Here is a 12613-nt window from a genome sequence, read left to right as displayed (position 1 = left end):
TCACGTCTGCCCGAAGAGCTGCGTCCAGTACGTCCCCGCCGGGCCGCCGCCCGCGTACCCCACCCCGAGGTGCGTGAAGTCCGGCTTGAGGATGTTGGCCCGGTGCCCGGGGCTGTTCATCCACCCCTCCACCACCTCGGCCGCCGTGCGCTGCCCGCAGGCGATGTTCTCGCCGATACCCCGGTGGGGCGCGCCCGCGGCGGCGGCCCGGTCCCAGGGGGCGAGCCCCTCGGGCGAGGTGTGGGAGTAGAAGGCGCGCGTGGCCATGTCCGTGCTGTACGTCTGCGCGGCGTCGGCCAGCCGCCGGTCGTGCGCGAGCGGGCGGAGCCCGGCCGTGCCGCGCTCCGCGTTGGTGAGGGCGAGCACCTCGGCCACGATCGAGGCCAGCCCCCCGGCGGTGAAGGGGCGCGCCCACAGCGCCGTCCAGTAGACGTCGCCGGTACGGGGGTCGACCGCCCGCCCGATCCCGGCGTCCGGCAGCGCGGAGTCGTGCAGGGGAGCCCGGGTCGACGCGTTGGAGCGGCAGTAGTCCAGGAACTCACCGGCCGTGCGGGGCCCCGAGACCAACTGCTGCTCGATCCTGAGGTACGGGTAGCCGCCCGCCGTGATCCGCTGGAAGACGGAGGTCCCGTCGGGCCCCTCCGCGCCCAGCCGGCCCTGCCGGGCCATGGCCTCGGCATGGGCCCGGGCCGCCGCCGAGAGCCGGGGCTCGACCGTCGCGGGGAGGGCGCCCGCGCCGAGCCGTTCGGTACGGACGAGGGCGGCGAACTCCGCTTCCGTACCGTCCGCGAAGGCGGCCCGGGGCGGCGCGGGCGCGGGGCGTGCGGCCGGCGCCGCGCGGACCGGAGGAGCGGCGGGAGGAGCGGCGGGCGGCGGGGGGACGGCGGCGGGCCCGGCGGCGTCCTCGGCCACGTCCACCCCGAAGTCGCGGGCGATCCCGCCGAGTCCGTCCGCGTACCCCTGCCCCAGCGCGCGCAGCTTCCATCCGGCGCCCCGCCGGTAGATCTCCGCCAGCAGCAGGACGGTCTCGGTCGCCGGACGCGGGGGCGTGAACCGGGCCAGGACACCCCGGCCCTCCCCGCCGACCGTCAGCACCGGGACGGGCAGCCGGCCGAGCGGGACACCCGGGTCGGCGGCGCTCACGACGACGGTGAGCCGCGCGGCCCCCGCCCGCAGCCGCCCGGGATCGACCCGGACGGTGCCGGACCCGAGCCGGACCCCCGGGGCCGACGGCTGGTTGTAGAACACGAAGTCCGCGTCACCGGCGACCCTGCCGCTGTCGCCGGTGACGAGGACGGACACGTCGAAGGGGCCGGGCACCCGGATCGTCAGCGCGCCGTCCGGCAACGGCAGATTCCCTCCGGGAACCAACTCGGTCATCGCCACCACCCGTCCGGCTCGCTGGGGGCGCCGGTGCGCGCGGCGCTGTCCCGAGAACGCCGGACGGGCCCGCGGTGGTTCCGCCGCACCCGGATCGGGCCCGGTCCTCGCCTCCGGTCGGCGCCGCGGGGGCGGTTAGACTCGGCCCGCCCTGGCCGACAGCGTGGAGCGAGTTCAGAAGGTGGTTGCCTGATGGTGGTCATCCTCGATGTGCGGCAGGTGGCGCCGGCCGAGCGCGCCGAGGCGATCCGGGAGGCGATCTGGAACAGGGTCGTCCGGGTCGAGATCGAGCACCAGCCGGAGCCCGACCGGATCGCGGTGAGCGGTCTGATCAGCGACGTGGGGCGGCTCAACGTCTGTTCGGTCGCGGCCGACGCCACCACCGTCCGGCGCACCCCCCGGCTGGCCCGGGACGATCGACCGCCGAGTGTGTTCCTCGGACTCCAGCGGTCCGGCACCAGCATGGTGGTCCAGGGGGGCCGCGAGGCGGTGCTGCGGCCCGGCGACTTCGCCCTCTACGACACGACCGTCCCGTACACACTGATCCAGCCGCAGGGCATCCACCAGCACTTCTTCCGCATGGCCCAGAGCGACCTGGCCCTCCCGCCGGACACGCTCGGGCGGCTCACCGCCCTGCGGTTCGGCGCCGAGCACCCGATGGCCGACCTCGCCGCGACCTATCTGCGCCGGCTGGCCGAGGCCCCGCACGTCCCCGACCTGTCCGTCGCGGACGCCGTCGGCACGGCCAGCATCGAACTGATCCGGGCCGCACTGACCTCCCGGCTGCCCGACCCGCGCCCGGCGCGCGAGTCGCTCGAAGCCACCCTGGGCGTACGGATCATGGAGTACGTGGGCGCGCATCTCGCCGACCACGACCTGACCGCCGCGACCATCGCACGGCGGCACAACGTCTCCGTACGGCACCTGTACGCGATCCTCGCCCGCTCCGGCGTCCACCTCGGCGACTGGATCAGGACGCACCGGCTGGAGCACTGCCGCCGGGAGCTGGCGCGGCCGGGCGCGGCGGCGGTGACCATCGCGTCGGTCGCCCGGCGCTGGGGATTCCGCGACGCCAGCCACTTCGGCCGCGTCTTCAAGGAGGCGTACGGGATGTCCCCGCGCGAGTGGCGCGACAGCAGGCCGTCCGCACGCCGGCCCTGAGAACGCGCTCAGTCGTGGTTGTGGGTGGACGAGGTGTCCTCGGGCGGGACGCTCCGGCCGCCGTCGTTCCCGCTGACCAGGATGGCGAGGAGGGCGGCGATGACGGCGGCCGCCGCGAACCGTCCGGTGAACCGCAGGGCCCAGCCCGCGGCCGGGCCGGTGTGGGCGCCGGGCCGCGCCAGCCGCTCGGAGCGGCGCGCGGGGAACAGCAGACGGCCCAGCAGGAGGGCGGCGATGGGCAGTTGGAGCAGCCACACGGTGGTCCTGAACCAGCCGTCGTACCAGACGTTGGTGCCGTACAGCAGGGTGTGCCACACGCTCAGGACGTACACGACGATCACGAAGCGGTGCAGGACCCGCCAGGTCCGCGGACCGATGCGGTGCCTGACGTAGAAGAGCAGCCCGAGCGGGATCGCCAGGTAGAGCGCGGCCTGGCCGATCGGCATCGCCCACCGGCCGGTCCCGGAGTCGTACCCGCCCGGCACGAAGGCCTCGACGAACGCGGTCCAGACGGCGGAGTTCCAGCGCGCGGTGTCGTGGCGCACCAACTCGGCGGCGAACAGGAGTGCGTGGGCGAAGATGAGGGAGATGGTGTTGAGGCTCGTGGTGCGGTGGAGGCGCTCCAGGCGCGGGGCCGACATCGGCAGCCACCGGGGTGTGGGGCCGCTGAGCAGCAGGCCGAGGACCACGGTGGTCCAGGCCCACAGGAGCGCGGTCCAGCCGAAGGCCTGGCTGAGGAAGTACATCCAGAAGCCGCCCGCGTCGGCCATGAACGGCATCACGGACACCGTCGACGACGTCTTCGCCTTGATACGGGCGTAGATCAGCGCGAAGACCGCCGCGGTGACCAGCAGGGCGATCAGGCCGTCGGGCACGGAGGCCCGCAGGTCCGAGCGGAGGGTGACCCGGCCCGGGGAACGGCCGGCGTCTTGCCGCGCCCCGGTGTCCGTGGCGGTGTCGGTTCCTGCGGGTCCGCCCGCCGGGTCGGGAGCGGCGGGCACGGGGGACGGCTTCATGGGTAACGGCCTTCTCGGTGGCGTGGGGCGGAGCGGGGGCACGCGCGTCTCCCGAGGAGTCGGCCCGCGTACCGCGAAAGTTCCCCGCGATGTCGTGTGACATGGATCACAGGGCGGCGTTTTCGCTTCTTAGCGGGCGAACGGGCGACGTATCAGGATCGGTTGCCCTTTTCCGAGGCTCCCGGACGGGTGGCACGATGACCGTCATGGGAGCCGGGCCCGCACTCCGTCTCACACGTGCCGCGATCTTCGCTGCCGTGTGTGTCGTCGTGTCCGGCCTCGGCCACGCCCTCAGCTCCGGCGGTCCCGTCCCCTTACCCGCCCTCGGCGGCGCCTTCGTACTGGCGCTCGCGGCCGGCTGGTGGCTGACGGGCCGCGCACACGGCGCCCCCGTCGTGGTGGGCGCGTCCGCCGTCGGACAGGCCGCCCTGCACTACCTGTTCGGTGCGCTGCCGCTCTGCCTGCCCGCGCGGGGCACGCCGGGCCCGAACGGCGCCCCCGGCGGCGGCCGCGCCGGAACGACGATGAGCATGGCCCACGCGCACCAGGAGATGACGGCGGACTCCGCCGACCTGATGGCGCTGAGGATGACGTACGACGGCCACGCCCCGACCGCCGGCATGGCGGCCGCCCACCTCCTCGCCGGTCTGCTGTGCGGCTGGTGGCTGTGGCGGGGCGAGCGCGCGGTCCGCCAACTCGCCCGCAGCCTCGCCCTGTTCATCGGCACCCCGCTCCGCCTGGCCTGGCGGGTCCTGTCCCGCACCGGCACCGGACACCACCCCCGGCCCGCCGCCCGCGTCCCCGTCCCGCACCGGACGCCCCGCCGCCCCGGCCTCCGCGTCGTCCTCGACCCGGTCTCCCGGCGCGGCCCCCCGCTCCTTCCGTCCTGCCGCTGACCTCCCGCCCGCCCGCCGGCTCGACCGGGGCCGGGGGAGTACACCGTCATGCCGCGCTCCGGTGACCCGCAACCGCCCGGAGCCCGGCCACCGAGGGGGCCCGATCCCGAAGGGACGGCCCACGAGGACGCGAAGGACTTCTTGCGATGTTCCCTGCCCCGACCACCGTTCCCCCCACGACGTCCGCCACCGTGCCCCGGACCGCCGCCCCCGCCCCCGTGCGGAACGGCGCCCGCCACGACAGCCACCGGGACGCCCGCGTCACCGCGTGGGCCCTCGCCGCGGGACGCGGCGACCGGGAGGCCGCCGAGCACTTCGTACGCGCCACGTACGACGACGTACGGCGGTTCGTCGCCCACCTCACCGGTGACGTGCCCGGCGCCGACGACCTGGCCCAGGAGACCTACCTGCGGGCCTTCACCGGACTCGCCGGCTTCGCCGGACGCGCCTGCGCCCGGACCTGGCTGCTGTCGATAGCACGGCGCGTGGTCGTCGACCGCTACCGCAGCGCCGCCGCCCGCCCCCGCGTCGCCGATTCCGCCGACTGGCAGCTGGCCGCCGAGCGCGCCCAGCCACGCCATCTGCCGGGCTTCGACGAGAGCGTGGCGGTGTTCGACCTCCTCGACGCGATGAATGGGCCACGCCGCCAGGCCTTCGTCCTGACCCAACTCCTCGGCCTGTCCTACGCGGAGGCCGCCGTCGCCGCCGACTGCCCGGTCGGAACGGTCCGTTCCCGCGTCGCGCGCGCCCGGCGCGACCTCACGTCGGTCTGGCAGGCCGACGGCGCCGCCCTCGCCGGGCAGCCGGCCTGACCCCCGGTGCGTCACCGGCCCGCGCGGCCGCCCCGCCGTACCGGTGACGCACCGCCGCCGTCAGCACCACCGGCAGCACCACGCACTGCGCGGACACCACCCACCAGAACACCCCGGCGGAGCCCGCCCCCTCGGCCACCCCGTACAACTGCCCCCCGACCACCCCGCTCGCGAACGCCCCGATGCCCGCCGCCAGCCGCTGCCGGCCGAAGACCGAGGCCGGGGGCGCCGACGAACGGGCCAGCGCCTCCAGGTCGTTCTTGAGGAAGAGGACCAGCTCACCCCCGCAGATCAGCGCCGCGCCCGCCCCGATGCCCGCGTACCCGCCGACCCCGATGGCCGCCGTCCCGGCCGCCATCGCGCCGAACCCCACCCGCATCGCGCCCGGGTACGTGAGCCCGGCGACCCACCGGGACAGCGGCGGCTGCGCGACGACGAGGAGGCCCGCGTACGCCATCAGCACGAAGCCGTAGAACGACGCCGAGGTCCGGGGGACCGCGTACAGCGCCAGGTAGTGCTGGAAGAACATGAAGACGTACACGCTCACGACGGTGACGAGGAACGGCGGGACCCCGTCCCCCTTCCTCACGGCGCCGCCACGCCCGTCGGCGGTGTCCTTCGCGGCGCCCTCCGGGCGGACCGCGGCCGGGAGCAGGGCGTGCCCCACCCCCACCGCCGCGAACAGCACGGCGACCACGGTGAACAGCGCGGCCGGCGAGGCGAGCACGAACGGCGCCGCCAGCGGGGGCCCCAGCGCGATCCCCGCGTTGAACGCGGAACCGCTCGCCGACAACAGCCGCGGCCGGTCCCGCTCCGGCGCCCCCTCCACCAGATACGCCTTGTTCGCCGGGAGGTACAGCGCCGCCCCGCACGACACCAGGAACAGCGCGCCGATCGATGCCACCGGACTCGCCAGCCCCGGCACGAACGCCGCGAACCCCGCCGTACGGACCGCCAGCGCCACCACCATCGTCGCCCGCAACCCGATCCGCCGGGCCAGCGCCCCGCCCACCACCCCGCCGGAGAACTGCACCAGCGAGGCCACGGCGAGCACCACACCGACCGTGCCGAGGCCGAGCCCCAGCCGCTCGTGCAACAGCACCGACATGTACGGCAGGACGGCGAAGCTGCCCAGCGTGATCAGGAACGAGGCACCCAACAGGAACGACCGGGGCCCCGACCACAGCCGCCCACCGGCCCCGGTCCCGGCCGTCCCCGGGCCGGTGCCGGTGCCCGCCCCGGGCCCCGCGCTCACGGGCCGTCGTCGGCCACGACCACGGCCCGCACACCCCCGGCCGCGCTCAGCGCCCGGTGCAGCGCCAGCTCCGCGGTGGCGCCCTCCGCCAGCACGATGCCCGTACAACCGCGCTGGTCGTGCACGTACCGCACCGCGTCCCCCGGCGCCCGCGTCGGGAACCACCGCACCGAGCCCGGGTAGTCACCCAGCCCGTCGAGCCCGCGCCACCCGGTCAGGACGCCGGGCCGGTCCGCGTAGACGAGGACGAAGCCACTGGCCGGACCGGTGTGTTCCAGATGTACGTCCATCAGCGCGGGCCGCACCCCGAGCGCCACCTCGATCATCGCCTCGTACACATTGGTCCGGAGCGACAGGCACAGCGCCTCGCCGACCAGCGCGCCGCCGATCCGCCGGTTGATCTCGACCAGCCGCGGGCCCTCGGAGGTGAGGACGAACTCCACGTGCGCGAAGCCGTCGTGGTGCCCCGCGGTGTGCAGGACCCGGCCCACCCACTCCTCGATCTCGCCGAGCCCGCCGGGCGGGAACACCACCGGGAAGGCCGCCGCCTCCTCCCGTACCGCGGGCTCCCGCGACGTCTGCCGGCTGAGCACCCCCAGCAGCCGGCTCTCGCCGCCCCAGCTGAGCGTCTCCGCGCTGTAGAGCGGCCCCGACAGGAACGGCTCGGCGAACAGCCCCCCGGTGAGGGCGCGTTCGCCCGCCTCCCCGAGCGCGGCGCGCAGCGCCTCCTCGTCCCTGACCACCCAGACGTCGCGCGAGGAGGTGCCCGCCGTGTCCTTGAGGACCGCGGGCAGGCCGACCGTACGGAGCACCTCCGCCGCGCTCCCGGGGTCCGGGGCCACCCGCAGCGCGGGGCTCTTCCCCAGGCCCCTGCCGTGCAGGAGATCCCGCACCCGGGCCTTGTCCCGCAGCAGCCGTACGGACTCCGGGTCCGGCCCCGGCAGCCCCGCCTCGGCGGCGAGGACCGCCGCCGGCACACTCCACGTGTCGGTGGTGTTGACGATCCCGGCGACCCCGGGCACGGCGGCGAACGCCCGCCGGGTGGCCTCCACGTCGAAGGTGTCGACGTCCACCACGTCCAGCGCGGCACCGGACGGCAGTGTGTCCAGCTCGTGCCGGTAGACCGACCGGTCACCGGTGAGCAGGCACAGCCGGTGCCCGGCGGCCGCCGCGGCCGCCGCCGTCCTCGCCAGCCCGAAGGACAGCGCTTCCAGCGCGACCACCGTCATGAGACCTCCTTCGCCGGCGTCCCGCCGGACTCCTGGTGGGCCCGCCGGGCCCACTCCATCACCGACCACGGCGGCCGCAGTTCGTCGAGGGCCGCGATCCGCCGCGGCCGCAGCGACGACCGGTCCAGCGCCTCCGCGTGCCGGGCGAACACCCGTTCCGCGTACCGGTGTCCGGTGTCGGCGCCGATGACCAGGTGCAGCCGCCCGGGATCGAGGGCCGCCTCCCACGAGGCGACCAGGTGCGCCGCCCCGGTGGACAGCCCCGCGAACACCGCGTGGTCCCGCAGCAGGCCCACCGCGCCCGCCATGGCGTGGCGGAAGTCCACCCAGTGCAGTGTGTCGTACAGCTCGTGCCGCACGTTCTCGAACGGGATGGAGCTGCCGATGCCCGCGATGATCGCCTCCGGATCGCTGAACCGCTCGCTCCCGAACGTCACACTGCCGAACGGCTGGATCCCCACCAGCCGCACCGGCCGCCCCGAGCGGCGCAGCGCCTGCACCAGACCGCCCGTGGACGCGCCCGTGCCCACCGCGCCCACGACCGTCAGCTCGGCGTCGGGCAGCGCGCCCGCGACCAGCCCGGCGAACTCGGCGTAGCCCGCGTAGTGCACGGGGTCGTGGTACTGCCGCATCCAGTGGAAGTCCGGCCGCTCCGCCAGCAGTTGGCGTACGTGCCGTACGCGCCGCTCCTGGTCCAGGCGCAGGCTGCTCGACGGCGGCATCTGGTCGACGGTCGCGCCGAGCACCTCCAACTGCGCCCGCATCACGGCGTCGACGGTCGTGGAGGCCACGATATGGCAGCGCAGGCCGTAACGGTGGCAGGCCATCGCGAGGGCCAGCGCGTAGATGCCGCTCGAACTGTCCACGAGCGTCTGGCCCGGCACGACCCGCCCCGAGCGCAGCAGTGAGCGGACCGCGCCCAGCGCCGCGTACACCTTCATCGTCTCGAACCGGGCCAGGACCACGTTGTCGCCCAGCCGGACCAGGTCCGGGGCCTTCATCGCGTCGGTGATGTGGGCGTGCACGGGTACGGGCTGCGCCGCCACGGGGGGAGCGGGGGCCGGGGCCGGGGGAGCGGCGGCGGGGTGGCCGAGGTGCGGCGCCATGACGTCCCGGGGCCTCATTTCCTGGTCCCCCTGATGATCAGCCGCCGCGACCGCTGGTCGTACGGGGAGCCGTCGAAGCCGCCGAAGCACTCGACATCGCTGAAACCGGCGGCCACGAACAGGTCGTGCAGCTCGGCGCCGCTGTAGAGGAAGGAGGTGATCGAGGCGGTACGGGCCGTCGTGCCGCGCACCAGGGTCCAGTCGGTGCGCAGCCGCCGCCAGCTGTCGAGGACGACGTCGCGCTGCACCACGTACGCGCCGTCCGGGAGGTCGACGGCCTGCGGCCGGCCGATCCAGCCGGCCAGGACCTCCTTCCCCATCACGTCGACCAGGAGCCGCCCGCCGGGCGCGAGGCTCGTCCACGCGTTGCGCAGCACCTGGAGGTTGTCCTCGGGGTCGTCGAAGTAGCCGAACGACGTGAAGACGTTGAGCACGACGTCGAACGAGCCGGGATCCGCGTACGCGAGCATGTCGGCCCGCACGAGCCGTACGTCGACCTCCGCCTCCGCGCACACGCCGGCGGCCCGGTCCAGCAGGGACGGGCTGAGGTCGACCCCGGTGACGGCGTACCCGCGGCGGGCCAGCGGCAGCAGGAAGAGGCCGGGCCCGCAGCACAGGTCGAGGACCCGGGTGCCGGCCGGGAAGTCCAGGAGGGGCGAGGTCCGCACCAGTTCGGCGGCGGTCTCACCCCGGTCCGCCGAGAACATCGTGGAGGCGAAGTCGCACCAGAGAGATTCGTCCTCGTACCACTTCGACACCACGGCCCTCCTCCTGGACCTCACGGCCCCACCGGCTCACCTTCTCCCTCAGTGGTCGGCTGCCGACCCCGTCGGGTTCCCGGCGATGCGGCGCGAAGAGGAGGAGGGCCGGTCCGGGCTCAGCAGGCCTTGGAGGAGGATCTCGGGGCGTTGTAGGCGCAGGTGTCCTGCACGGCCTTGTTCGCACGCCGCAGGGTCGCGGTGTCCTTGTCGTTGTTCCAGACGTAGGCGCCGCGCTGCTGGAACACCGTGGCGGCGGTGTTCGTGCCCTTGCCGGTCTTCACGGTGACGGTCTTTCCCGCCTTCAGCGTGAACGTACCGAAGGTGTAGGCGTGCTTCGAGGCGTCGGTGAGCGTCCAGCCCTTGAGGCTCACGGACTTGGTGGTGGTGTTCTTGATCTGGACCCACTCGCCGTTGAGGCTGGCGTTGGAACGCAGGTCCGAGCCCGGGGAGTTGTACCAGATCTTCGTGAGGTGCACGGATCCGGCGGCCTGGGCCTGCCCGGGGGACAGGAGCAGGGCGGCGGCCGCCGCGGCCGCGGTGGCGACGGCGGTGGTGGCTATGCGGGTACGGGGCATGCAGGGGCGTCCTGTTCGGATGGGGCGCCGCACGACGAGGCGGGCGCGAGGTGCCGGACATTACGCATCTTGTCCCGGCCGGACACGGCCTGTTGCGAAATAGGGACGGAAAATACGCTCTGGCCGCACCGCGCGCCCGCCGGGCGCCCCGGTCAGTTGCCCGGTGACTGGTAGAGGCCCCGGCCCGCGCGGTGGGCGCGGGAGGTGGCCACGAGCCGGTCGAGCGTGCTGCGCACGGCGTTGATGCTGCCGGGACTGTCGTCGCGGCCCAGCTTCGCCGCGACGTCGCGGGCCCGCACCGGCGAGTCGCCCGCGTCCTTGAGGATCTGGATGACCTGCTCCGTGAGGCCGCCGGCCGCGTCGGACGTGTCGTCCGCCGGCGTCACGGCGGGCGCGGCCTTGGCGGGCTTCACGGCCTTCACGCGCTTCGAGGCGGTGTTCTTCTTGGCCGGCGGCCGGGTCTGGCCCTGCTTCTTGGGCCCCGCCGCGGGCAGCTTCCGCTTGATGCCGGAGGCCGCCTTGCGCCCCGCGGGAGCGGCCGTCCCGACGGCCACGTCGGTGGTGTCGGCCACTGCCGCCACGGCCTCCGTGACCGGCGCCGGCACGGCGGCGGCCTGCTCGGGCTCCTGGAGGTGGGGCGCGAGGGACAGGGCCCGCAGCGCGCTGAGCGCGGCGCGCACGGACTCCAGCCGCTCGGTGACCGCGGCGAGGTCCTTCTCCAGGGTCTGCTGGTGCTCTTCCAGGCGCGGGAGTTCGGCCTCCAGGAGCGCGGTGGTCGCGTCGATGCTGCCGGGGCCGCCGGGTGTTCCGGTCGTGTTGGACGTGGTGGACATGGTGGTCGCCTTCCGTTCCGGGCCACCGCTGTTGTCCCACGAGGGTGACCTCTGTACCGCAGCCTAAGGTGTGTTGTTGTGTATTGAGTAATCCTTGACACCCCGGCCCCGGATCCGAACGGCCCCGGCCCGCCCCGCCGGTGGCCTTTCAGGCCTCTACGGGGGCCGCCTGCAAGGGAGTTCAGTGTGTTCCGGCGTCGCGGGGCGTGAACTCCCGGCCCGTGCGCCGGACCCAGCCGAAAAGCATGACCGACGCCACCGCGGCCACCGCACACCAGGTGGAGACGAACTCCAGCCGCCACAGCAGCGCGCACACGACCGCCCCGGCCGCGACGGTCCCGCCGAGCAGCCGGAGGAGGGGATCGGCGGCGAGCAGCAGCGCCCCGAGCGTGGCGAGCAGGTAGGCCGCCACGACCACCGGCGCGTGCGGGAGGTCGAGGACGTACCCGACGGTGTGACCGCGCACCTCCGCCCGTACGGTCCGCGCCGACAGGGAGAAGGAGAGGACAGCGCCGACGCCGAGCCCCACGACGGCGGGCACCAGCAGCCGGCGCCTGGCGGTGGGCGGGGCGGCCAGCAGGACGCCCAGCGGCACCCACACCGCGAGGAGGGGCATCGCCACCACGGCCCAGGCGAGCGTGGCGGGACCGCTGCCCCCGCCGCCGTCCCACACGACCGCCTCGGTGATCTGGTGGGCGCCGAGGAGCAGCGGCAGCGCGGCGAGCGGGAGGTCACGGGGTCGGCGCACGCGCGCCACACAGGCCACGCCGACCGCCGCGATCGCGGCGCCCGCCACCAGATCGGCCGTCGCGCTCCAGCACATGGCGCCACCGTACGTGCGCCACCGGGACCGCACCCGGCGGCGACACCGGTTAAATCCGCGCGCGAAGGGCCGCCCGGGATCCGGGCGATATCTATTGCGGCGGGTACAGAAATAGCCTCGATGCGCGGCCAGTATTTATGGCACGGCAGGCGGAGTGATAACACCTGCCGTGCTTGTCCACATGCACCGTGCTACTGTTGATCTCAGTTGCAGTTGTGGTTCCCAAAGACTTCAAGTGCTCTTTCCGGCTTTATGTGCCGGTAGGTGCGCTTTTGTATTTCCGGATTCTTCCGGACGGGGTAATCATCGCGGCGACGTGGGGTGCGCACAGTGCGGACCTCCGGGCACATTGCCCCGAAGGAGATCAAAATGGCCAGTGGTACCGTCAAGTGGTTCAACGCGGAAAAGGGTTTCGGCTTCATCGAGCAGGACGGTGGCGGCGCTGACGTCTTCGCCCACTACTCGAACATCGCCGCCCAGGGCTTCCGCGAGCTCCAGGAGGGCCAGAAGGTGAACTTCGACGTCACGCAGGGCCAGAAGGGCCCGCAGGCGGAGAACATCGTTCCCGCCTGACGCCTGGGCGCATGACAAGCTGGGGTCCGCTCCTTGGGATGCGGACCCCAGCTCGTTGCTTTTTGCAGGACCCGCCCGGACCGCCGAGAAGGCCGCCTCGGGCGACGTGAGACCAAATACGCCGGCTCAGGCCCTTTCCGCCCCGGCGTGGCTCCGTTCAACGAAATTCCGGCTCGTTCTTGCGATTCTCTGT

At 74.0% G+C, this 12613-nt stretch carries 13 protein-coding genes; 4 read left to right on the top strand and 9 right to left on the bottom strand.

The features are described from left to right. Positions 1-1380 (bottom strand): CAP domain-containing protein, encoded by a 1380-nt coding sequence (locus HA039_RS00705; protein WP_167022185.1) that lies wholly within the window; start codon positions 1378-1380, stop codon positions 1-3. Between the two features lie 192 nt (positions 1381-1572). On the opposite strand from HA039_RS00705, the gene HA039_RS00700 reads away from it, so the two are divergent. Beyond that, positions 1573-2541: a helix-turn-helix domain-containing protein gene (locus tag HA039_RS00700; protein WP_167022183.1), complete on the top strand. Its 969-nt coding sequence runs from the start codon at positions 1573-1575 to the stop codon at positions 2539-2541. 8 nt (positions 2542-2549) lie between these two features. Here the strand turns inward: HA039_RS00700 and HA039_RS00695 are convergent, their stop codons facing one another. Then, a complete protein-coding gene (locus HA039_RS00695; RefSeq protein WP_167022181.1) occupies positions 2550-3557 on the bottom strand; it encodes a ferric reductase-like transmembrane domain-containing protein in 1008 nt (335 codons plus the stop codon). 257 nt (positions 3558-3814) lie between these two features. On the opposite strand from HA039_RS00695, the gene HA039_RS00690 reads away from it, so the two are divergent. Together HA039_RS00690 and HA039_RS00685 are read left to right on the top strand one after the other, a co-directional pair. Continuing rightward, positions 3815-4453: a hypothetical protein gene (locus tag HA039_RS00690; protein WP_243868968.1), complete on the top strand. Its 639-nt coding sequence runs from the start codon at positions 3815-3817 to the stop codon at positions 4451-4453. 146 nt (positions 4454-4599) lie between these two features. Next, the gene (locus HA039_RS00685) at positions 4600-5265 is read left to right on the top strand and encodes a sigma-70 family RNA polymerase sigma factor (protein WP_167022177.1); all 666 of its coding nucleotides are present in this window, start codon (positions 4600-4602) and stop codon (positions 5263-5265) included. Here the strand turns inward: HA039_RS00685 and HA039_RS00680 are convergent. The 7 genes from HA039_RS00680 to HA039_RS00650 all read right to left on the bottom strand — a co-directional run bounded on the left by HA039_RS00680 (position 5213) and on the right by HA039_RS00650 (position 11847). Further along, on the bottom strand, positions 5213-6451 hold the full coding sequence (locus tag HA039_RS00680) for an MFS transporter (RefSeq protein ID WP_425086396.1): 1239 nt from the start codon (positions 6449-6451) through the stop codon (positions 5213-5215). The genes HA039_RS00685 and HA039_RS00680 overlap by 53 nt on opposite strands. Positions 6452-6516: 65 nt before the next feature. After that, positions 6517-7749 (bottom strand): ATP-grasp domain-containing protein, encoded by a 1233-nt coding sequence (locus HA039_RS00675; protein ID WP_167022173.1) that lies wholly within the window; start codon positions 7747-7749, stop codon positions 6517-6519. Further along, positions 7746-8750, bottom strand: a complete 1005-nt coding sequence (locus HA039_RS00670; RefSeq protein WP_243869959.1) for a pyridoxal-phosphate dependent enzyme — start codon at positions 8748-8750, stop codon at positions 7746-7748. The genes HA039_RS00675 and HA039_RS00670 overlap by 4 nt, the downstream gene beginning before the upstream one ends. A gap of 119 nt (positions 8751-8869) precedes the next feature. Continuing rightward, positions 8870-9562, bottom strand: coding sequence for a class I SAM-dependent methyltransferase (locus HA039_RS00665; RefSeq protein ID WP_167035888.1), 693 nt, complete (start codon positions 9560-9562; stop codon positions 8870-8872). A gap of 170 nt (positions 9563-9732) precedes the next feature. Next, complete coding sequence (locus HA039_RS00660; protein WP_167022171.1) at positions 9733-10191, bottom strand: lamin tail domain-containing protein; 459 nt, start codon at positions 10189-10191, stop codon at positions 9733-9735. 152 nt (positions 10192-10343) lie between these two features. Further along, on the bottom strand, positions 10344-11024 hold the full coding sequence (locus tag HA039_RS00655; RefSeq protein ID WP_167022169.1) for a hypothetical protein: 681 nt from the start codon (positions 11022-11024) through the stop codon (positions 10344-10346). Between the two features lie 181 nt (positions 11025-11205). Next, positions 11206-11847: a DUF6629 family protein gene (locus tag HA039_RS00650; protein ID WP_167022167.1), complete on the bottom strand. Its 642-nt coding sequence runs from the start codon at positions 11845-11847 to the stop codon at positions 11206-11208. Positions 11848-12216: 369 nt separating this feature from the next. Between HA039_RS00650 and HA039_RS00645 the strand changes: the two genes are divergently transcribed. After that, positions 12217-12420: a cold-shock protein gene (locus HA039_RS00645; protein WP_014061102.1), complete on the top strand. Its 204-nt coding sequence runs from the start codon at positions 12217-12219 to the stop codon at positions 12418-12420. Positions 12421-12613 lie beyond the last annotated feature (193 nt).

This window comes from Streptomyces liangshanensis, from assembly GCF_011694815.1.
In the GTDB taxonomy this organism is placed as follows: domain Bacteria; phylum Actinomycetota; class Actinomycetes; order Streptomycetales; family Streptomycetaceae; genus Streptomyces; species Streptomyces liangshanensis.
This window is presented reverse-complemented; position numbering and strand designations above follow the sequence as displayed.